Annotated in this window: 18 protein-coding genes; 10 read left to right on the top strand and 8 right to left on the bottom strand. The window is 71.5% G+C overall.

Annotated elements, in window-relative coordinates; all coding sequences use genetic code 11:
• Positions 1-39: 39 nt before the first annotated feature.
• Positions 40-870, bottom strand: coding sequence for a hypothetical protein (locus TR33_RS19945; RefSeq protein WP_017534341.1), 831 nt, complete (start codon positions 868-870; stop codon positions 40-42).
• Between the two features lie 313 nt (positions 871-1,183).
• On the opposite strand from TR33_RS19945, the gene TR33_RS19940 reads away from it, so the two are divergent.
• A complete protein-coding gene (locus TR33_RS19940; RefSeq protein ID WP_042284683.1) occupies positions 1,184-2,938 on the top strand; it encodes a GAF domain-containing sensor histidine kinase in 1,755 nt (584 codons plus the stop codon).
• 217 nt (positions 2,939-3,155) lie between these two features.
• On the opposite strand, the gene TR33_RS19935 is transcribed toward TR33_RS19940, so the two are convergent.
• The 6 genes from TR33_RS19935 to TR33_RS19910 form a co-directional block, all read right to left on the bottom strand.
• Positions 3,156-4,163: an ABC transporter ATP-binding protein gene (locus TR33_RS19935; RefSeq protein WP_042284679.1), complete on the bottom strand. Its 1,008-nt coding sequence runs from the start codon at positions 4,161-4,163 to the stop codon at positions 3,156-3,158.
• Between the two features lie 3 nt (positions 4,164-4,166).
• Positions 4,167-5,027 (bottom strand): ABC transporter permease, encoded by an 861-nt coding sequence (locus tag TR33_RS19930; RefSeq protein WP_042284677.1) that lies wholly within the window; start codon positions 5,025-5,027, stop codon positions 4,167-4,169.
• Positions 5,020-5,826, bottom strand: coding sequence for an ABC transporter permease (locus TR33_RS19925; RefSeq protein WP_042284674.1), 807 nt, complete (start codon positions 5,824-5,826; stop codon positions 5,020-5,022). Before TR33_RS19925 ends, TR33_RS19930 begins: the two co-directional genes overlap by 8 nt.
• 144 nt (positions 5,827-5,970) lie before the next feature.
• On the bottom strand, positions 5,971-6,714 hold the full coding sequence (locus TR33_RS19920; RefSeq protein WP_036568032.1) for an SDR family oxidoreductase: 744 nt from the start codon (positions 6,712-6,714) through the stop codon (positions 5,971-5,973).
• A gap of 114 nt (positions 6,715-6,828) precedes the next feature.
• Positions 6,829-7,467 carry a DAK2 domain-containing protein gene (locus TR33_RS19915; RefSeq protein WP_193789607.1) on the bottom strand — a complete coding sequence of 213 codons (639 nt, stop codon included), beginning with the start codon at positions 7,465-7,467 and terminating at the stop codon, positions 6,829-6,831.
• A 14-nt stretch (positions 7,468-7,481) separates the two neighbouring features.
• A complete protein-coding gene (locus TR33_RS19910) occupies positions 7,482-8,477 on the bottom strand; it encodes a dihydroxyacetone kinase subunit DhaK (RefSeq protein ID WP_017534334.1) in 996 nt (331 codons plus the stop codon).
• Positions 8,478-8,803: 326 nt separating this feature from the next.
• On the opposite strand from TR33_RS19910, the gene TR33_RS19905 reads away from it, so the two are divergent.
• The 9 genes from TR33_RS19905 to TR33_RS19865 all read left to right on the top strand — a co-directional run bounded on the left by TR33_RS19905 (position 8,804) and on the right by TR33_RS19865 (position 21,091).
• Positions 8,804-10,003, top strand: a complete 1,200-nt coding sequence (locus tag TR33_RS19905) for a DUF418 domain-containing protein (RefSeq protein ID WP_017534333.1) — start codon at positions 8,804-8,806, stop codon at positions 10,001-10,003.
• 123 nt (positions 10,004-10,126) lie between these two features.
• Positions 10,127-10,888 carry a L,D-transpeptidase family protein gene (locus TR33_RS19900; RefSeq protein ID WP_014913200.1) on the top strand — a complete coding sequence of 254 codons (762 nt, stop codon included), beginning with the start codon at positions 10,127-10,129 and terminating at the stop codon, positions 10,886-10,888.
• Between the two features lie 146 nt (positions 10,889-11,034).
• Complete coding sequence (locus TR33_RS19895; protein ID WP_014908656.1) at positions 11,035-11,781, top strand: hypothetical protein; 747 nt, start codon at positions 11,035-11,037, stop codon at positions 11,779-11,781.
• 428 nt (positions 11,782-12,209) lie between these two features.
• Positions 12,210-12,671 carry a hypothetical protein gene (locus tag TR33_RS19890; RefSeq protein WP_017534330.1) on the top strand — a complete coding sequence of 154 codons (462 nt, stop codon included), beginning with the start codon at positions 12,210-12,212 and terminating at the stop codon, positions 12,669-12,671.
• Positions 12,672-12,829: 158 nt separating this feature from the next.
• Positions 12,830-13,354, top strand: coding sequence for a PadR family transcriptional regulator (locus TR33_RS19885; protein WP_014908322.1), 525 nt, complete (start codon positions 12,830-12,832; stop codon positions 13,352-13,354).
• Positions 13,351-14,076, top strand: coding sequence for an ABC transporter ATP-binding protein (locus tag TR33_RS19880; protein ID WP_017534329.1), 726 nt, complete (start codon positions 13,351-13,353; stop codon positions 14,074-14,076). The genes TR33_RS19885 and TR33_RS19880 overlap by 4 nt, the downstream gene beginning before the upstream one ends.
• On the top strand, positions 14,073-16,427 hold the full coding sequence (locus TR33_RS19875) for an FtsX-like permease family protein (protein ID WP_042284672.1): 2,355 nt from the start codon (positions 14,073-14,075) through the stop codon (positions 16,425-16,427). The genes TR33_RS19880 and TR33_RS19875 overlap by 4 nt, the downstream gene beginning before the upstream one ends.
• Before the next feature lie 54 nt (positions 16,428-16,481).
• Positions 16,482-19,271 carry a DEAD/DEAH box helicase family protein gene (locus TR33_RS19870; RefSeq protein WP_042284670.1) on the top strand — a complete coding sequence of 930 codons (2,790 nt, stop codon included), beginning with the start codon at positions 16,482-16,484 and terminating at the stop codon, positions 19,269-19,271.
• Positions 19,272-19,399: 128 nt separating this feature from the next.
• Positions 19,400-21,091, top strand: a complete 1,692-nt coding sequence (locus TR33_RS19865; RefSeq protein WP_042284669.1) for a choice-of-anchor I family protein — start codon at positions 19,400-19,402, stop codon at positions 21,089-21,091.
• 157 nt (positions 21,092-21,248) lie between these two features.
• Here the strand turns inward: TR33_RS19865 and TR33_RS19860 are convergent, their stop codons facing one another.
• Positions 21,249-21,563, bottom strand: coding sequence for an ArsR/SmtB family transcription factor (locus TR33_RS19860; protein ID WP_020379952.1), 315 nt, complete (start codon positions 21,561-21,563; stop codon positions 21,249-21,251).
• Positions 21,564-21,758: the final 195 nt, after the last annotated feature.

Below are 21,758 nucleotides of genomic sequence, written 5' to 3'. Positions count from 1 at the left end.
GGCCGTCGAGGACCCTGCGCGGTACCGGTGGGTGGTCCGTTAGTCCGGAGAGAAGGTGGGCTCGTCCGTGGACTCGGCGGGAGCCGAGCGCAGAACGTGCCGGGCGGCCTCGAACAGGCCGGGCATGGGCGCCGGGGCGGAGACGGCGTTGAGGAAGCCGGCGACGGCGGGGCCGGTCGCGGTTCCGCCCGAGGCGGGGGCCGGTGCGGTGGCGGGAGCGCCGGCACCGGCGGAGATACGGTCGAGACCGTCCTCGACGACCTCGCGGGCGTCGTCGCCCTCGTCGTGGACGACGTTCTCACCGGCGGGCGCGACCGCGGCCACCAGGGCCTCGGGCGGCTCGGGCGCTTCGGTCGTCGCGGGGTCGGTGGTCCCCTCGTCGGGGAGGGTCCTCTCCTCGGTCTCGGTGGGCTTCTCCACCTCGACCGGGCTCTCGCTCCGCGCCGGGGCCGGGTCGGAGACCGGGCCGGTGAGCGGTGCGAGAGACTCGGGGAGTCCTTCGACGGACGGCGTGGAGGCCGCCCGCACGGTGTCGTGCACGGTCCGGACGGGCTCGGAGGCCTCGTTCTCGACCGCGCGAGCGGTCTTGGAGGCGTCCTCGACGGTCCGGGTCGCCCGCTCCCCCACGGCGGTGACGGTGTCACCGATCGAGCCGCCCAGCGTCTCGGCGCCCTCCACGACGGAGGGCCCGGTGGGCAGGGCGGGTTCGGTGAGCACGAGCTCCTCGGCCTGGGCCGAGCCGGAGGTCAGCCACACGGTGAACAGGATCCCCATGACCAGACCGGCGAACAGGAGGGCCCTACGGAGTGGTTCCGGGCACACGGAGGGACGGACGCCGGTGGCGCCGACCGTACCGTGGTATCCAGACACCGGGGGTTTCCTTCCGCCGTGCTGTGGGTCCTCCCCCGACGAACGAGGGGCCGACAACTTGTGGGGGTTCATGTGAATGGCACCGGAAACATGATCTTCCGGGCGTTCGGCACCAGGTCGCAGAGGCCTTCGTGTGCCGACTGACCGCGACGTTAGCATGAATTACCGGCCCCCCGTCCCCGTTTCCGAAGGAATTGATCCGCCCTCCCTGCCGACTTCCGAGCACCCAGATGTGGCAAAACGGGAAAAAACCAACGACAATTCAACTATTAGCCCTCAACCCCTCAACGGCTCTGCGGAGGTTGACCCACACATGACCGAGATCCCTCAGAGCCACCGGTTGTCCCCACGGCCCCTGGTGTCCCCACAACCCCTGGGCGAGCTTCTCGCCGAGATGCGTTCCCGAACGAACCCGGGACTGTCCGCCCAAGGACGGGTGGACTCCCTGCTCCAGGCGGTACTGACCATCGGTGGCGACCTGGACCTGGCCACCGTCCTGCGCAGGTTGACGGAGGCCGCCGCCCACCTCGCGGGCGCCAGGTTCGCCGGACTCGGCGTGATCGGCGAGGACGGCGGCTTCACCGAGTTCATCGCCGTCGGACTGAGCCGGGAACAGGCCGAACGGATCGGCCGCGCCCCGAACGTGCCGAGCGCGCCCTCCCACGGGGGTTCGGCGCTCCACTACTCCGACCTTCCCGACCATTCGGACCTGGGACACCTCTCCGACGACCTCCCCGGAAGGGCGGGGTTCCTCGGGGTACCGATCCAGGTCCGCGACGAGGTGTTCGGCAACCTCTACCTGTCCGAGAAGGAGAACGGCGGCGACTTCGACCGGGAGGACGAGGCGATGGTCACCGCGCTGGCGACCGCCGCCGGCGTGGCCATCGAGAACGCCCGCCTGTACGAGGAGACCCGGCTGCGCGAACGATGGCTGGGCGCCTCCACCGAGATCACCACCCGGCTGCTGTCGGGGGCCGACACCAACGAGGTGTTGGCCTACATGGCGGCCCAGGCCCGGGAGATCGCCGGGGCGGACACCGCCGTGGTGATGCTGCCGGACCCGCACGCGCGGGGGCACCTGTTCGCCGAGATCGCCGACGGGCCCATCGCCCAGGAGATCCTCGGGACCCCCGTGGACATCCACGACTCCGCCTGCGGCCGGGTGTACGAGACCGGCGAGGCCATGGCCATCCCCGATCTGCACCAGGCCAACTGCCCGATGCTGACGCACCGGGGCTACGGCCCGGGGCTGCTCGTGCCGTTGGGCACGCCCGGTAACACGCGCGGGGTCCTGCTGTTGGGCAAACTGACCGAGCGGGCCCCGTTCGACTCCAACATCCGACGGATGCTGCACTCGTTCTCGGCCCAGGCCGGGGTGGCGTTGGAGCTGGCCGAGGCGCGTCGGGACACCGAGCGGCTCGTGGTGCTGGAGGAGCGCGACCGCATCGCCAAGGACCTGCACGACGTGGTCATCCAGCGTCTGTTCGCCTCGGCGATGACCCTGATGAGCACGGTCCGCCTGATCGGCTCCTCCGAAGCGGAGGAACGGGTCCAGCGCACCATCGACGAGCTGGACGGCACCATCAGGGAGATCCGCTCGACCATCTTCGACCTCCAGAATCCGCCGAGCCGACGGGACACCTCCCTGCGCGGACGGATCCTGAGGTTGGCGGAGAACACCGCGCACAGCCTCGGCTGCCATCCGGGGGTGAGCCTGGACGGGCCGATCGACGCACTGGTCCCGGACGAGGTCGGCGAGCAGTTGTTGGCGGTGCTGGGCGAGGGGCTGACCAACGTGGCCCGGCACGCCCACGCCACGGAGGTGCACGTCTCGGTCGTCGTGGAGGAGATGGCGGTGACCGGGAGACCCACCGCGTTGACACTGACGATCACGGACAACGGTGTGGGGCTGCCCGAGGAGGGGCGCCGCAGTGGTCTGCGCAATCTGGACGAGCGCGCCCGGGCGCTGGGCGGCGGCTTCACCGCGCGGCGCGGCGAGCTCACGGGCACGGTGCTGACCTGGCGGGTCCCCGTTCCGGACCCGGAGCCCGGTGTGAGCACCCTCTGAGCGTTCCATAGCCGAGCGTGAGCGGACCCTTTCCGGGCCCGATCCGTTCGTTTCGTCACCCTGGGCGGAATGGCCACGATCGCCCCGGGGGCGACGAAACGGCACGCGCGTATCGTCCGTGACGCGACTCCGTCGTGACGGAACAACGCAACGAAAACGCGTTCGGCCCGAGAGGGGCGGGCCGGGCGCGACACCGCCCGGCCCGCCGGGCCGGCCCTCAGGAGGCGAGGGCGCCCCGTTCGGGGGCCGCGCCCCGGTAGAGGGCCGATACGACCGTCTCGATGTCGGGTTCGCGGAGGGTCAGATCGACCACCTCGTGGTCCCGCGCCACCCTCTCGATCACCCGGGCCGGGTTGTCGGCCAGTTCCAGCCACTGCCGCGGCCCCTCGACCCGAACGGCACGGGCCCCCTCCACCTCGATCTCCGGGACCGGCGCGGCCAGGTCGACCACCAGGACCCGCGGGGTGGGGACGGTGGCGCGCAGCTCCGAGAGCCCTCCGTCGAAGGCCAGCCGTCCGTGGTCGATCACCATCACCCGATCGCAGAGACGCTCCACGTCGCCCAGGTCGTGGGTGGTGATGAGGATGGTGGTGCCGCGCTCGGCGTTGATCCTCAGCAGGAACTCGCGGATGGTCGACTTGCTCACCACGTCCAGGCCGATGGTCGGCTCGTCCAGGACCAACAGGCTCGGGGCGTGCAGGAGGGCCGCGGTGAGGTCGCCCCGCATGCGCTGACCGAGGCTGAGCTGCCGCACCGGGGTGTCCAGGAAGGGGCCGAGTTCGAGGAGTTCGGTGAGCTCGGCCAGACGCTCGGCGTGGAGGTCGGCGGGGACCCGGTACAGGTGTCGGGTCAACGTCAGGCTCTCGCGCAGCGGAAGGTCCCACCACAGGGTGGTGCGCTGGCCGAACACGACGCCGATCTCCCGGGCCAGCCGGGTCCGGTGGCGCGAGGGCTCCATCCCGGCCACCCGCACCGTGCCCGAGGTGGGGGTGAGAATGCCGGTGAGCATCTTCATCGTGCTCGACTTACCGGCGCCGTTGGGTCCCAGATAGCCCACGATCTCTCCGGGACGGACCGTGAAGGTGACGTCCTCGACCGCGGCGATCCGGCGTCGGGTCCTGCGCAGGAAGGGGCCTTCGGAGCGCACGTAGTCTCGCCCCAGACCGACCGCCTCGATGATCGGCCCCCGTTCGGGAGCCCGGTTCGTGTTCTCGTTCGAGGTCATGGCTCAACTCCCGGTGGATCGGTAGTGGCGCAGTCCGAACCGCCAGACCAGGGCGGCGCAGACGCAGAGGAGGACGGCGACGAAGGGACCCGCGTAACGCAGGCCCTCGGGCATGCCGAGCGGATCCGACCGGTCCAGGACGAACAGCGCCGGCTGCCAACTGATGAAGGCGAGAGGGACCACGTAGGTGACCGACCGGACGATCTCGGCCCCGTAGATCGCCAGGGGGTACTCGGAGAGGGCCTGCCCGCCGTAGGTGAGCGTGTTGGCGGCCTCCCGGGCGTCGGCGACGAAGAACTGGAGACAGGCGGTGATCACCCAGATCGCCCCGCAGATCAGGACCCCGGAGAGCAACATCGTCGGTAGCAGCAGCGCCTTGGCCACCGTCCACTCGATGTCGGCGCCGACCAGGGAGACGCCCAGGAGCATCAGGGCGGGGACGACCTTGCCGAGCCTGCGCGGGGAGAACTCGTCCGCCGCCAGTTGGATCAGCGGGGAGACCGGGCGGATGAGCATGGCGTCGAGGGAACCGGTGCGGATGTGCCGGCCGAGACGTTCCACCGAGCCGATGAACAGGTCCGCGATCCCGAAGGCGCTCGCCGCCAGGGCGAACACCATCAACCCCTCGTACACGGTGAACCCGGAGAGGGAGCCCGCGTGGCCGAACAGGATGATCACCGCGCTGGCCTGGGTGAGGACGCTCACCGCGACGGCCAGCGACATGAGGATCATGGAGAGCGGGTACTGGGCCGCGGAGCGCACCCACGTCCAGGCCAGCAGCCGGTAGTCCCGGAACGGGCGGAGGAGGTCCCCGACACGAGGACGCTCCGGGCCCGACCGGGCGGGGACGTTCGTGTCAGCCACCCTGGACCACCACCCTGCGCGTGGCGACGGTGGTGAGCCACGCGCCCAGAGCGAGCAGGACGACCGCCCAGAAGGCCTGGAGCGCCAGCCCGCCGAACGCGCCACCGCCCGGCAGGGTGTCCTTGCCCAGGAGGATCTCGGTGGGGATCTGCACCATCGACGCCCAGGGCAGCAGACGAAGCGTGTCGCCGATCGCCGTGGGGAACAGCGCCAGCGGCAACAGCATCCCGGCGGCGATGGGGCCGATCAGACCGGTCACCATCCACACCCCGCGGGTGTCGAGGACCCAGAACCCGCTGAGCGAGTACAGATAGCGCAGACCGAAGCCGACCAGGGCGGCGAGCGCCACCGATACGAGGAAGGCCAGGGCGTCGCCCACCCCGCCGGGGAGGGTCGCGTCGAACAGGATCAGGCCGACCGCGAAGACCGGGGCCCCTCGGAAGAGGAGGCCGAACGTGGCCCTTCCCAGGTCCTGGGAGAGCCACCATCCCTGGAGGGAGAGCGGACGGAGCAGATCGGTGGCGATCTCACCGGTACGGATGTGCTCCGCGAGGTCGAGGGAGGGGGTGAGGCTGATGATCATGGTGACGGTCAGGAGCATCTGCCCCACGAAGACCTGGGTGACGGCGTCACCGGCGTCGTAGCCGTTGATCTGTGGGCGCGCCTCGAACACGGCGAGCAACACCATCGCGTTGATGGCGCCGAAGACGGCGTTGGTGAGGGCACCGGCCGCGGTGGCGGCGCGATAGGTGGAATGACGGCGTAGCCCTCGGGCGTACACCGCGAGGTGGACACGCATGGACGCGGCTCCCCTTGGCGGATCGAGAACGTGCATTCGGCACGTCCCTGGGCCGAGGGGCCAGGTCCGGGTCGCCGCGAAGAAGCGACGTTAGCACGGCTCGGGCGGGGATGGTGGGGCGAACGTCCCACCACCCCCGCCGGCTCACCCGCGTCCGGCGAAGGGCATCTCCCTGGCCATGACCGTGAGGGAGGGGACGTTGACGTCCAACGGCAGGGACACGATGTGCGCGATCGTGTCGGCGACGTGACCCGCGTCGATGGTGGGTTCGGGCCGGACCGAACCGTCCGCCTGGCGGGCGTTGGCGCCGATCCCCGCGGTCATGGCGGTGGCGGCGTTGCCGATGTCGATCTGGGTACAGGCGATGCCGTGGGCGCGCAGGTCCAGGTTCATGGAGGCGGTGAGGCCGCTGATCGCGTGCTTGCTCACCGTGTAGGCCACGCTGGAGGGGCGGGGCACGTGCGCGGAGACGGAACCGTTGTTGATGATCCGTCCGCCGCCGGGCTCCTGCTCCCGCATCATCGCGGCGGCCTCGCGCGCGCAGTACAGGGATCCGGTGACGTTGGTGTCGAGGGCCTCTCGCCAGGCCTCGTCGGTGATCTCGTCCACCGAGGCGGTCGCGCCGAACACCCCGGCGTTGTTGAACAGCACGTCCACCCGCCCGTACCGTTCGCGCACCGCGCGGAACAGCGCCCGGACCGACTCCGAGGAGGTCACGTCGGTCTCGACCACGCTCGCGCCGGGGCGCCCGTCCGCGGTCTCCTCCAACGTCTCGCGTCGACGGCCGGCCAGCACCACGGAGTGGCCGTCGTCGAGCAGACGGCGAGCGGTGACCCGCCCGATCCCCGCCCCGGCCCCGGTGATCACGACGACCTTGTGGTCGTTCACGGTCCTGCCCTCGGTACCCACGTCGGCCCCCTCGTTCGCTCTTTCGAACGGGAGCCTACCGAGCCGGTCCGCCCGGGGGTCCACGGGCCTCCGCGCTCCCCCGGGCGTCGTCGTTCACACGTCCTCGGCCGCCTCGAAGAACCAGGCCACGGCCACCGCCCCGGGGTCCAGCACGTCCTGGGCCCGCTCGCCCAGATAGCTGGCCCGGCCCCTGCGGGCGATCATCCCGCCGGTGGAGTCGGCCCCCGCGCGGGCGGCGCGGGCCGCCTCCGCCACGGCCTCGCGCCAGGTGTCCGAGGTACCGGAGGTGAGCGCGTCGGTGGCCGGCACCATCGCGTCGACCATGGTCTTGTGGCCCACCTCGGCCCCGCCGAGTCGTCGGACCGCCTCGGTGGCCGTGCCGAAGGCCGCTCCCAGATCGACGACGGACCAGGGCCTCTCGGGCCCCGCGCCCAGTCGACCGAACCACAGGCCGAACAGCGGGCCGCTCGTTCCGCCCGAGGCCAGGAAGGCGTCGGACACGGTCTGGAACACCCGGGCCGGGTTCTCCCCGGTCCGGTCGTCACCGTCCAACCCCGCACGGGCGCGTTCGAGCGCGGAACCGATGTTCCATCCGAAGTCGCCGTCCCCCGCTCTGCGGTCCAGGTCGGTCAGCTCGTCCACACCGGCGGCCACCCGGTCGGAGAACACGGTCAGCCACGCCTTGGCCGCCTCGCCGCTCAGTTCGGCCTCGGCCCTCGTTCCCTCGGTCATCTCCACCGCTCCCCTCACCAGACCAGCGCCGGGGTCCGTACCGGCGCGTCCCACAACTCCACGAGCCCGTCGGTCATCGCGGTGAGCGTGATCGACAGCCCCTTCATGTCCAACGAGGTCACGTACGGGCCGACCAGGGAGCGGGCGACGCGGACGCCCCGACCTCCCAGGACCCGGCGCGCCTCATGCGCCGCCACCGACAACTCCAGGCCGTGGGTGGCGCCCAGGCCGTTGACGATCATCGACACCACGTCCCCCTGACGGACGCCCAGCCGCTCCATCAGGGGCGTGACGAGGGCTTCGACCATCGAGGCCGCCTCGGTGACCGGCCGGGTCTCGATCCCCCGCTCTCCGTGGATCCCCACCCCGAACTCCATCTCCCCCGGTTCCAGGTCGAAGGAGCGGAGGCCGCTCATGGGGTGGGTGCACGCCTCGAACGCGATGCCGAGGGTCGCCGACCGCGATACCACCTCGCGGCCCAGGTCGCGGACCTCGGTGATCGGCGCTCCGGCCTCGGCGGCGGCCCCGCAGATCTTCTCCACCGCGACGACCGCCGCGGTCCCCCGACGACCGGGGCCTCCGTCGTCCTCGCTCTGGGTGGCGAGATCGTCGTCGACCAGTACCCGTTCGACCCGGTGCGTCTCCGCGAGGAGTTCGGCGGCGATGGAGAAGTTGAGGACGTCACCGGTGTAGTTCTTGACGATCATCACCGTGCCCTCGCCGGAGTCGGCGGCCCGGATCGCCGCGCGCACCTGGAGGGCCGTGGGGCTGGCGAACACCTCGCCGGGTACGGCCGCGTCGAGCATGCCGTACCCCACGAACCCGGTGTGCAGGGGTTCGTGACCGGACCCGCCGCCCGAGATCAGGGCGACCTTCCCGGCGGCCGGTTCGCGTCGTGTGACGAACAGGGGGTCCGTATGCGCGTCGACCAGGTCGCCGTGGGTCTCGACGAGGCCCTCCACCGCCTGTCGTACCAGGGTCTCGCGCTCGTTCATGAAGAACCGGCTCATGCCGCCTCCCGGGTCGTCGGGGATCCCTCGGACCGGCGCTCGGTTGGCCGGACGCCGTTCCCTCGATCTACCCGCTTTCCACCGATCGCCCCACCCGTCTCCCCCGAACCGTCCTCACCGCTCCGACCGGCCGTCCCCCGTGGCCGAACGACCGACCCGCGCGCCCGTCGAACCGGTCGAAGGGCCGGCCGGTCGACCGATGCCTCCGAAGCGCCCCGTCGGGACACTGGAGCTCCGGTGGAGACCGCCGCGCGCCCGCCCCTCGGGCCCCTCCGCCGGAACGCGAAGACAGGGTGCGGTACCCGCCACGAGAGAGGAAAGTCGACATGTCGATACAAGCGGGCGGTCCGGTCGACCCCGGGCTCCCACCCGCCTCGCCCCGTCGCCTGGCCCCGGACCTCGCGCGCGGGGCCATGCTCCTGCTCATCGCCATGGCCTACGCCGGTGTGTACGCGGGCGGTGGTTTCGGCACGGACGTGTCCGCCGACCCCCTCCAGGACCGGATCGCGGCCCTGTTCACCACACTCTTCCTGGACAATCGGGCCTTCCCGATGTTCGCGATCCTCTTCGGCTACGGGATGGCCTGGATGGTCGCCCGACAGAGCGCCCGGGGCACCTCCGAGCGGGAGATCCGCCGTCTGCTCCGCCGCCGGGGGTTCTTCCTCCTGCTCTTCGGTGCCGTCCACGCCTTCCTCGTCTTCCCCGGCGAGATCCTCGCCTCCTACGGGCTGGCCGCGTTGGTGACCGGCCGGCTACTGTTGCGTTCGAACCGGACGATCGTGCGGGCGGCGGTGGTGTTCGCGGTGTTCTACGTCGCCACCGTGCCGCTCGCGTTCATCGGTATGAACATGGGCGAGTCGCAGGGCGGCGAGGTGGAGTTCGCCCTGCCCGGTTACCTGACCGCCGGGGACTGGATCGAACGTCTGGTCTTCCTGCCGTTCGGCCCCCTGTTCATCGCGGTCGCCTTCCCGCTGTTGCTGCTGGTGGTCCTCGGTTACCTGGCCGGGCGCGCGGGTCTGTTGGACGACCCGGCCGCGCACCGGGGCCTGCTCGTCAAGGTCGCCGTGTTCGGCGTCGGCCTGTCCGTGCTGGGCGCGGTGCCCTCCGCGCTCACCTCCCTCGGATACCTGTCCCCGGACGCGGTCACCGGTGGGCTGTTCATGGGGGCGCAGGTGCTCACCGGTGTCCTGGGCGGCGCGGGCTACGCGGCCCTGTTCGCCCTCTGGGGGACCCGGCTGGAGGCGGACCCGGGGCCGGCGGTCCGGGCCGTCGCGGCGATGGGCAAGCGCTCGCTCACCTTCTACCTGTTGAATTCGGTGCTGGTCGCGATCCTCCTCCACCCGGACCTGGTCGGTCTGGGCTCCGAGGTGGGGTCCGCCGGTGCCCTCCTGGTGGCCGCTCTCGTCTGGTCGATCTCCCTCGTGCTGGCCGCCCTCCTCGCGGCCCGGGGCCGACCCGGCCCTCTGGACCTGTTGATGCGCCGCTGCGTCCACGGCGGCCGTGCGAAGAGCGAGGCGCGGGCCTGACCTGCGCCGAGGGATCCGGAACCTCTCGAGGCTCCGGATCCCTCGCTCCGCCGGGTGTTCCGCCTCTCACGGATTCGGGGGTCGAGGGGGCGAGAGAACGGGTTCTGTGGGTAAATGGAACGTATGGTCTCCCCCCGAACCCCCTTCAGACGGAACGCCGCCCGAACGACCCTTCTCCTCGGCCCGGCCTGCGCCCTGGCCCTGAGCGGAGCGCTGCTCGCCTCCCCCGCGCACGCCGCCCCGACCGCCCCCGCCTCCTCCCCCGTCGCCGAGAGCGCCTCGGCCATCACCTCGGACCTGCGCACCGGTGACACCGGCGACCAGGTGACCGCCCTTCAGGAGCGCCTGAGCGAACTCGGCTACTGGATCGACGGCGTGGACGGCCAGTTCGGCATGCACACAGAGCACGCCGTCATCGCCCTCCAGAAGGCCGCCGGCATCGACCGGGACGGCATCGTGGGTCCGGCCACCCGCGCCGCGCTCGCCGAGGGCACCGTCCCCACCCCCACCTCCTCGGGAACGGCGGTGGAGATCGACCTCGAGCGCCAACTCCTGCTGGTGGTCGTCGACGGTGAACTGAACAGTGTCATCCACACGTCGACCGGTTCCGGACAGCCCTATGAGGGCTCCGACGGCGATGAGCGGATCGCCACCACCCCGGAGGGCACCTTCGCCGTCTTCCGCGGCGTCGACTCCTGGGACCCGGGGCCCTACGGTGCGCTGTACCGGCCCAAGTACTTCAACGGCGGCATCGCCGTGCACGGCTACCCCAGCGTCCCCGCCCAGCCGGCCTCCAAGGGCTGCGCACGGGTGAGCCTGGCCGCCATGGACTGGCTCTGGGAGCAGGGCCACCTGGAAGAGCACGCCACCGTGGTGGTGCGCTGACCCTCGACCCCGGGCCGTCCCTCCCTCGCCGGGAGGGGCGGCCCTCGTTGTGCGCGGTGCCCGCATCGCCCGTATCGAAGGCGATGTGAGCCGGACGACCCCCTTCGGGGAGAGTGCGATCCCTCCCCTCGGGTAGGACGTGGCCCGTGCCCTTCCTCCTCGCCACCGAAGCCGCCTCCCCCGACCGCCCCAACGAGGACTTCGCCGCGGTGACCGCCTCCGCGGCGGTACTGCTCGACGGTGTCAGCGCTCCGACGGACATCGAGAACGGCTGCTCCCACGGGGTGGCCTGGCACGTTCGCAGACTCGGGGCGCTGCTGTTGGCCGGGATCGACGCGGGTCTCTACCTGCGGGACGCGTTGGCGGAGGCGATCACCACGGTGTCCGCGTCGCACGAGGGGATCTGCGACCTCGGGAACCGGGAGACCCCCTCGGCGACGGTGATCGCCGTCCGGATCGACGGGGACGAACTGGAGTACCTGGTGCTGTCCGACTCGGTGCTGCTGGCCGAGGAGCGGGGCGGACTCAGGCTGGTGGCCGATACCCGGTTGGACGATCTGCGGCCCCGTGTGGAGCCCGGAACGGCGATCCGCGCGTGGCGGAACGTCCCCGGGGGCTTCTGGACCGCCGGGGCCGACCCTCGCGCGGCGGAGGAGGCCCTGACCGGAACCCTCCCCCGAGGTCCCTTTCTCGCGATGTCCGACGGGGCGAGTCGCTCGGTGGAGGTCTTCGGGGACCTGTCCTGGCGTGAGGCCTTCGCCATGGCCCGTGACCTGGGGCCCCGGGCTCTGGTGGAGCGGGTCCGCGCCTTGGAGTCGGACGATCCGACGTGTCGTCGCTTCCCCCGGGGCAAGGTCCGGGACGACGCCACCGCGCTCTGGTGGACCCCCTAGTTTCGGTCGTCCTTAATTAATGGTTTCGGTCAACCTTTTCTAGAGTTCAGAAAGATCGTCTTTCCCGACACGCCCGAGCGGGACGGGTAAATGAATACACTCGGCTTTGTGATCACTTTCCGTGGCACCCCAGGTCACCTTTGGTGTTCTTTCCCGAAAAAAGATCGAGAGAGGGCCCCCTAGCGGACCGTAGGGCCCGAGCGAAAGAGACCAACGCCTCTCACAGACCCGGACACCAGGCGCTTTCGTGTGTCGCCTTCATCCGGTAGATTTCCCTGTAACCGATCGGTCGGTGTTCACGCCACAACATCCCCATCCGCCGATCGGTGATCACAGAACCCCCTTTGTCCCCACCCGTGTATCACGGGTGCGGGTGAGTGTATTTCCATGTCCTCGGCCGTCGTGGTGACCGCCGAAAAGGAGACCGAGTGAGTGTCCCTGGCGTCCTCGAACCGACCGGTCCCAACCGAGCGTTCTCCCGGGACGGTCGGCCCCAGCGTGCCCATATCGAACCCGTGAGATCGGAACCGGAACCCGAGACCCCCGAAGCGGACGACCGCCCCAACCCGGCGGACGCCCGTACTCCGGAGGAGTTCCTGCTGACCATGCGCCGCTATCTCGCCTGGGCGGGCGGCTGGTCCTATCTCGAACTGGAGTACAAGTGCGGCGGCGTGGTCGCCGCCGACAAGTTCCAGCGCGCTCTGGAGGGCACCGAGCTGCCCGGCTACGTGTTCCTCATGGCCTTCGTGACCGCCTGCGTCGGCACCGACGAGGGCGAACGTCTGCGCTGGGCCACCTCCTGGCACCGGCTGCGCCGCGCGGCCCGTGCCGCCGAGCCCGCCAGACCCCACCTGCACGGGCTGCCCGGAAACCGGACCGACCCCCGCTGATCCCTCCCGCCCCGGGCCTCGCCGGCCCGGGGCGGGCCTTCTCACCACGGCCCCGCCCACGTGACCTTCGGGCCCGGCCGCCCCCTCACCGACGTGCGCCCGATCCACCCGCAGCCAGCTATACATGATGTGTATAGACGTTGTGTATAGTCACGATCATGTCCCTGGGAACCACCCTCCTCGGCCTGTTGGAGCGCAGCCCCCAACACGGCTACGACCTCAAGAACGCCTACGACGAACGCTTCGCCACCAGGCGCCCCCTCGCCTACGGGCAGGTGTACGCCACCCTCTCCCGCCTGCTGAAGAACGGTCTGGTGGAGATCGAATCGGTCGAGGCCGGCTCGGGCCCCGAACGCAAGCGCTACGCCGTCACCGACGCGGGGGTCACCGACGTCGAACGGTGGCTGTCCCGACCCGAGAGCCCCGAGCCCTACCTCCAGAGCACCCTCTACACGAAGGTCGTGCTCGCCCTGCTCACCGGCCGCCCGGCCGACGAGATCCTCGACGTCCAACGCGTCGAACATCTGCGTCGGATGCGGGAGTTCACCCGCCGCAAGAGCGAGGGCGACCTCGCCGAGCAGCTCATCTGCGACCACGCCCTCTTCCATCTGGAGGCCGACCTGCGCTGGCTGGAGCTCACCGCCGCCCGGCTGAACGACCTGGCGAAGGAGGTCCGCCGGTGACCACCGACCTCTCCCCCCACCCCGGTGGAACCCCTTCCTCCTCCGCCGTCCCCCTGCTCACCGCCTCCGGGGTGAGCCGCTCCTTCGGCCCCACACCCGCCCTGCTGGACGCCTCCCTCACCCTCTACCCCGGAGAGATCGTGGCCGTCATGGGCCCCTCCGGCTCCGGAAAGTCCACGCTGCTGCACTGCCTCGCCGGTGTGGTGCGCCCCGACGAAGGCCGGATCGAATACGACGGCACCGACCTCACGACCGCCTCCGACACCGAACTGAGCGCCCTGCGTCGGACCGAGTTCGGCTTCCTCTTCCAGTTCGGTCAGCTCGTCCCCGAGCTCTCCTGTCTGGAGAACGTCGCGCTCCCCCTGCGCCTGGACGGGGAGTCCCGACGCCGGGCCGAACGCACCGCCGCCCACTGGCTGGACCGCCTGGGCGTGGGCGACCTCGCCGCGAAGACCCCGGGCGAGTGCTCGGGCGGCGAGGGCCAACGGGTCGCGGTGGCCCGGGCCCTGGTCACCCGCCCCCGGGTGGTCTTCGCCGACGAGCCCACCGGCGCGCTCGACTCCCTGAACGGCGAACGGGTGATCCGCCTGCTCACCGACGCCGCCCGGGAGAGCGGGGCCGCCGTGGTCGTGGTGACGCACGAGGCCCGGGTCGCCGCCTACGCCGACCGGGAGGTCGTCGTGCGCGACGGCCGTACCCGGGACCTCGGAGGGGTCGGATGAGCCCGCGCGAGGACCCGCCCACCGGGGCCCGACGCGGACGGTCCCGATCGTCCTTCCTCAAGGACCTCCGGCTGGGCGCGCGGCTCTCGCTGCGCGGAGGCCGTGAGGTCGTGGCCAGGACCCTGCTGACGGCGCTCGGGGTGGGCATCGCCACCGCCGCCCTCCTCCTGGCCGCCTCCCTTCCGGTCATCCTGGACAACCTGGGGGAACGGAACGCCGAGCGTATGGACTACCAGGTGGCGGAGTACCCGCCGCCTCCCCCGGGCGACGACACCCTGCTGTTCAAGGTCACCGACACCGAGTACGAGGGCTCGATGATCCGCGGGCGACTCCTCAGGGCGGAGGGGGACGACCCGCCGCTCCCGCCCGGGGTGGAGACGTTCCCCGGCCCCGGAGAGATCGTGCTCTCCCCGGCCCTGGCCGAACTCCTCGACGACCCGGAACGGTCGGCGCTCCGACGCGGGTACGACCACACCGTCATCGGAGAGATCGGCCCCGAAGGCCTCATAGGGCCGCACGAACTCGCCTACTACCTCGGCGACGACGACCTGACCCTGGACGACGGCGCCGGCCGGCTCCCCGGTTTCGGCGGTGAACAAGGATCCAGCGACGAACCCGTCATCCTGCTGCTCGGCGTGGTGGGCGTGGTCGTCATGCTCACCCCCGTGGTGGTCTTCCTCGGAGCGGCGGTGCGCTTCGGTGGTGAGAAGCGCGACCGTCGCCTGGCCGCGTTGCGGTTGATGGGGGCCGACCGCGGCGCCACCCGGCGCATCGCCGCGGGCGAGACCCTCCCCGGGATGGCGCTCGGTCTGTTGCTGGGCGCCGGGCTCTTCCTCGCCGGTCGCCCGATCGTGGAGGCGGTGCCGGTCTCGAGCGGCCTGTACACCGCCGACGTGGTCCCGCATCCCGTGCTCGCCCTCCTGGTCCTTCTCGGTGTGCCCCTGCTGGCCCTGTGGGTGGTGCTCGTCTCCCTGAGCCGTGTGGTGATCGAACCGCTGGGCGCCGTCCGCCGTGCCGAGCGACGCCGCCCTCGACTGTGGTGGCGGCTCCTCCTGTTCGTGGCGGGCATCGCCCTCATCCTCCTGAGCATGCGGATCGATCTGGGCGGGGTCGGATGGGCGCCGCTGATGGCGACCGGCCTGTTGGCCGCGCTGTTCGGCACGACGGCCGTGCTCCCCTGGCTGCTCGACCGGCTCTTCGGCCGGGCCTCGGGCGGCCCGCTCTCCCTCCAGCTGGCCCTGCGCCGTCTGGCCGCGGCGGGCGACGGCCCCGTCCGCGCCGTCGCCGGGATCGTGGTGACCGTCGCGGGCGCCATCGCGTTGCAGAGCCTGTACGCCGGCGCCTGGCAACAGCTGACGGTGTTCCAGGCGGAGTCCGTCGAGGAGGCGTACGAGGAGATGGAGTTCGGAGCGGCCGGGTACCAACTCCAGGCCGATCTGCGCGAGGTCCCCACCTCCGCCGAGGTCGACGCCCTCGTGGCGGAGGTCCCCGGGCTGGAGAAGGCCCTGGCCTACGAGGAGACGTGGGGCGCCACCGCCGAGGGCTCCGACGTTCGGATCGTGATCGCCGACTGCCCGTCCCTGCGCGAGATGGCCGACCTGCCGGGGTGCTCCCCCGGAGACGTCTTCGGCGACGTGGCGGGGGTGGAGGCCGGCGACACCCTGCTGGTCGGCGCCGGGGAGGAGGTGGAGCCCGCCGAGTGGACGGTGCCGCGGTGGTCCACGTTCGAGGGACCTCCGCTCGACCACCCCTGGTACTCGGAGGCCTCCGTGCCGGACGCCGTCCTCGCCACCCCGGAGGCCATGAGGCTACCGGAAGGCCTCTCCGTCCGGGGCGAAGTGTGGCTTCGGGGCGACCCGTCCGTCCCCGAGATGCAGGAGGAGCTCCAGGGTTCCATCAGGGCCTTGGACCCCGCCTCCAGCCTGCTCTTCCCGGTCGCCTTCGTCGCCGACCCCGACATGCTCGACATGCGTGACGCGCTCATCGCCGGCGCCCTCGCCTGTCTGTCGATGATCGCCGCCGGGCTGGTGGTGGGCACGATCGAGCAGGTCAGGGAACGCAAGAGGGTGCACGCGGTACTGACCGCCTTCGGCACACGGCGACGCACCCTGATCGCCTCGGTGCTGTGGCAGACCACGCTCCCCGTGCTCTTGGGCATCGTCTTGGCCGCGGTGGCCGGGACCACCCTGGGAGCGCTGGCCCTGATCGCGGTCGACCTCCCCGTGACCTTCGCCCCGGTCGACATCCTCATCATCACCGGCGCGGGTGTGGTGGTCGCGATGCTGACCACGCTCCTGGCGGTCCCGGCCCTGCTGCGGACCATGAGCCCGGAGGGGCTGCGCTCGGAGTGAGCGGGAGGGCCGGGGCCGCCGAGGAGGCGGTCCCGGCCTGGCTAGTCTGGGGGGATGTCGCAGACCGGGGAACCGACCGCGGCCGGACCGTCACCGGGCACGGCCCCGCTGAGCGGCGCCTTCTGGCCGGGCGAACCCCGCCCGTACCAGAACGACGCGCTCGCCCGGGTGGACGAACGTTGGGCCGAGGGCGACCGGCGGACCTGGATCGTGCTGCCGCCCGGCGCCGGCAAGACCCTGGTGGGGTTGGAGGCCGCGCGCCGGCTGGGGCGCCGCACCGTGGTGCTGGTCCCCAACACCGCCATCCAGGGCCAATGGATCCGCCACTGGAGGGCCTTCGAGCGCCCCGAAGGGTGCGACGCGGGCGACGATCGGGCTCTCGGCGACGCCGTCAACGTGCTCACCTACCAGTCTCTGGCGGTCTTCGACCCCGACGCCGAGACCGACGAGGAGGGACGCTCCGCCACCCCCGTCCGCGACAGGCTGCACGCCAACGGGCGGGCCCTGGTGGCCGCCCTGCACGGCGCGGGACCACTGACCCTGCTGCTCGACGAATGCCACCACCTGCTCCAGGTCTGGGGGCGTCTGCTCGCGGAGATCCTCGACGAACTGCCCGACGCCCACGTGATCGGGCTGACCGGCACCCCCGCCGGAAGCCTCACCGCCGCCGAACGCGACCTGGTCGACCGGCTGTTCGGGCCGCCGATCGTCGGCGCCTCCCTGCCCGCCCTGGTGCGCGACGGATATCTGGCGCCCTTCGCCGAACTGGTGCACGTCACCGAGCCCACCCTGACCGAGCACGAGTACCTCGCCGGGCAGGGCGCCCGCTTCGCGGCCCTCTGCACCGATCTGCTCGAACCCGGGTTCGCGGACACCGATCTCCTCCCATGGTTGGACGCCCGCTTCGTCTCGCGGGACGCGGAGGAGGGCGGCGGTGTGGCCTGGGGGACGCTCGCCGCACGCGACCCCGCGCTCACCGACGCGGTACTCCGCCTGCACCATCAGGGCCTCATCGCGCTGCCCGACGGGGCCCGCCTCCATGAGCGGCACCGGCATCCGCCGAGGGCCGAGGACTGGACCGCGCTGATCGGCGACTACGCGCGGCACTGTCTGGACCCCGACTCCCCTCGGGACCGTGAGGCGCGCGAACGCATCCGCGCCGCGCTGCCGTCCGTGGGCCACCACCTCACCCGCAAGGGGGTCCGCAAGGGCGCCTCACCGGTGGACCGGGTCCTGGCCCGCAGCGCCGCGAAGTCCCTGGCCACGGTGGACATCCTCGCGACGGAGTGGGAGGCCATCGGACCGCGGTTGCGGGCCCTGGTGCTGTGCGACCACGAACGCGCCTCCTCCCGCGCCCCGGCGGCGTTGCGCGGGGTGATCCCCGACGACGCCGGTTCGGCCTGGCTCCAGGTGGTCCGGCTCGCCGCCGATCCCCGCACGAGCGTTCTGGAGCCGGTGCTGGTCACGGGTCGGACCGTGGCGACCGGACCGGCGACCTCGGCGGCGCTGGTGGAGTTCGTCCGTTCGGAACTCCCCTCGGTGGACCCGGTCGTCCGCGAGGTCGACGGGCTGCACGTGTTGGAGGGGGCGTGGACCTCGCGTTCCTGGGTGGGCGCGGTGACGCGCTTCCTGGAGAGCGGCCGGTCGCACGTGCTGGTGGGCACGCGCGCCCTGCTCGGGGAGGGGTGGGACGCCCGCGGGGTCAACACGGTGGTGGACCTGACCACCGCGACCACCCCGACGGCGGTCGTCCAGAGCCGGGGGCGGGCCCTGCGGCTGGATCCCACGTGGCCGGAGAAGGTGGCGCACACCTGGACGGTGGTGTGCGTGAGCCGTGAGCATCCGCGCGGGGCGGCCGACTGGGACCGCTTCGTCCGCAAGCACGAGGGCTATCTGGGGGTGGACGCGGACGGCGGGATCATGAGCGGGATCGCGCACGTGGATCCGGAGCTCTCCCCCTACGAACCGCCCGAGGACCCGGGCCGGATCAACCTCCGAATGATCGAACGCGCGGCCGACCGGGAGGGGACCCGCGCGCGTTGGCGCCTGGGTGCGGGCTACGAGGACGTGCTGCTGCCCACGCTCCGGGTGCGCGGCCCGCGTTCGGCCCCGGTCGACCACGGACCCGACGGGGTGGTGGCCCGTCCGGAGCAACCCGAGGTGACGGTCGGCGAGGGCGGGATCGTGCCCGTTCCGAGAAGGCTGCCGGCCGCGCGCGACCTGGGGCTCGTCTGGATCGCGGGTCCCGTCATGGCGGTGTTCCTCGTGGCCGGCCTCCTCCTGCCCTGGCTGTGGGCGCCGGCCCTGGCCGCCGCCGTGCTCGCCGGGGCCTCGTGGTGGCGGGCGTTCGGGCGTACCGCCCGGGAGGCCGAGAGGCTCCGCGCCCTGGCCCGCGCTCCGGTCGAGACGGCCCGTTACGCCTGTGCCGTGGCCGACGCGCTGCGCTCGGTCGGTCTCTCCGGCACGGGGGCGCGAGGGGTGCGGATCCATGTGGACGGCGATGGCGTCTACCGGTTCACCCTCGACGCCCCGGAGGCGGCGGCGCTGTTCACCGAGGCCCTCGACGAGGTCCTGGGGCCGTTGGTCGGCGAACCGCGCTATCTGGTCCCCCGTTACGTGCTCACCGGTTCCGATGAGGAGACGGTGGCCGTCTTCCACGCGGTGCCGTCGGCCTCGGGGCGGAACCGGAAACACGCGCTCGCCTTCGAGCGGGCGTGGAACCGGTGGGTCGGTCCGGGCGAGGTGGTCCACACCCGTTCCGACGCGGGCCGCGCCCTGCTGTCCGCCCACCGAGGGAGTGCCCCGCTGGAGGTGTCGACCGCCCACCGCCTGACCTGGGAGTGAATCGGACAGCACATCGAGGGGTATCGGGTACGCCCCTTCACCCGAAGGTCATCGGATGTTCGGGTTCCCCTCGTCCCGAGATGGTTGGGTTCGTGAGCATCCCCCTCTCACGAACCTCAGGAAACACCATGCGCAGATCCCTCACCGCCGCGGCCGCCCTCGCGTTCGGCCTCACCCTGGCCTCCCCGGTCCAGGCCGACGAGGCCCCCTCCTACGGAGCCCCCGAGGCCACCGAGGCCATCGGCCTCTCCGTGCTGGGCACCTACAACACCGACGTCTTCGACTCCTCCGGGGCCGAGATCGTCGCCCACGACCCGCGCACCCAGCGCCTGTTCGTGGTCAACGCCGCCGCGGCCGTGGTCGAGGTCCTGGACGTGTCCGACCCCGAGAACCCCGAGAAGCTCTTCGACCTGGAGACGGCCGGGGTCCGGGCGGCCGACGGTTCCGTGGTGGAGCGGGGCGGGGCCGCCAACTCCGTCGCGGTCCACGGGAACGTGGTGGCCGTGGCGGTGGAGGCCGCCGACCGCACCGACGACGGCTGGGTGGTCCTCTTCGACACCTCCGGCCGGTCGGTGAACGCGCTCCGCGTGGGTGCCCTGCCGGACATGTTGACCTTCACCCCCGAGGGACGCACCCTGCTGGTGGCCAACGAGGGCGAGCCGAACGACGAGGTCACGGTCGACCCCGAGGGTTCGGTCAGCGTGATCGCGGTGAACCGCAGGCCCGCCTCGCTCACCCAGGACGACGTGCGCACCGCCGACTTCCGCGCCTGGGACGAGGGCCGCGAACTCCACCCGGACGTGCGGGTCTACGGCCCGGACCTGTCCACCGGCGAGCCCGGGACCCCGGGGCGGGTCGCCCGGAACCTGGAGCCGGAGTACATCGTCGCGGACAGCCCCCACACCGCCCACGTGATGCTCCAGGAGGCCAACGCCTTCGGCGTGCTCGACCTGCGCACCGCCGAGATCACCGACATCGTCCCCCTCGGCGTCAAGGACCACATGGAGCCGGGGAACGGGTTCGACGCCTCCGATCGGGACGGCGAGATCGCCATCGAGAACTGGCCGGTCCTCGGCATGTACCAGCCCGACGGCTTCGACGGCTACCGGTGGCGGGGACGGACCCTCCTGGTGACCGCCAACGAGGGCGACGCCCGCGACTGGGACGGCTACTCGGAGGAGAGCCGGCTCAAGAACCTGGACGTGTGCGAGGACTCCCCGCGCGTCCAGGAGTTCCTGGAGAACAACGATCAGGGGATCGAGAGCGTCGAGGAACTGACCGCCGACGAGAACCTGGGCCGACTCTCGGTCAGCGCCGCCGAGGGTCTGCGCGAGGACGGTTCCTGCTACGAGGAGATCCACTCCTTCGGCGGCCGTTCCTTTTCGATCTTCGGGGACGACGGCGAGCTGTTGTTCGACTCGGGCTCCGACTTCGAGCGGATCACCGCCGAGGCGGCCCCCGAGTTCTTCAACTCCAACCACCGCGAGAACAACTTCGACGGCCGCAGCGACGACAAGGGCCCCGAGCCCGAGGGCCTCGTCCTGGGCAAGGTGAAGGGCCGTACCTACGCGTTCATCGGCCTGGAGCGTGTGGGCGGGGTGATGATCTATGACGTCACCGACCCGCGGAACGTGACCTTCACCGATTACGTCAACAACCGTGACTTCGGCGCCGACCCGAGCAGCCGTGAGGCCGGTGACCTGGGCGCCGAGGGTCTGACCTTCATCAGCGGCGGCGACTCACCGATCCCGGGCGTCCCGGTGCTCGCCGTGGCCAACGAGGTCTCCGGCACCACCACGCTGTTCCGCATCGACTCCTAGAACCGGCATCGACCGCCGACGGGGCGGGTGCGTCACCTGTGACGCGCCCGCCCCGTCGGCGTTCCCGAGGTTCGCGCGCTGGGAGAGGTGGGCGGGTGTGCCCATGCGCGCGGGGACGTGAGATGTCGAGGGCGGCCGGGCGGCCCCGTCGGCGTTCTCAGTGTTCGGCGCCCATCTGGTGCAACAAGGCGTGCACCGTGGTGTCGACCAGCGTGTAGCGCACGGTGCGCCCGTCCCTCTCGTCCTGCACCCATCCCTGAAGACGCAGGGTCCTCAGGGCCTGGGACGCGGCGACGTCGGTGATCCCGGCCATCTCGGCGAGCTCGCCGACCGAGGCCTTGGCCGGTCCGGCGTGGTGCATCGCGGCCAGCAGGCGCAACCGGGTCGGGTCTCCGAGCAGGCGGAACCGGTCCGCCCAGGCTCCGATGTCGATCTGGGCATCCGTAGGAGGTCGTTCACTGCGGGAGGTCATCGGGTCCATTATCCCCGATCCGGGCCGAAGGGTGACAGTCGTCTCCGATCCCCCCGAAAGGGGCACGCGCCGGAACCGGGATCGAGGGCCCTGTGGTCGACCGCGTGGCCGACGCGAACGGGACATACCTTATCATCTGATCAGATGGTCAACTATTAGCCATCGAAAGGCCACGACTCCGACAAGGAAGCAGTG

The sequence above is a fragment of the Nocardiopsis alba genome (genome assembly GCF_000710955.1).
GTDB classification, from domain to species: Bacteria; Actinomycetota; Actinomycetes; order Streptosporangiales; family Streptosporangiaceae; genus Nocardiopsis; species Nocardiopsis alba.
Note: the sequence above shows the minus strand (reverse complement) of the source record. Positions and strands in the feature narration are given on the sequence as shown.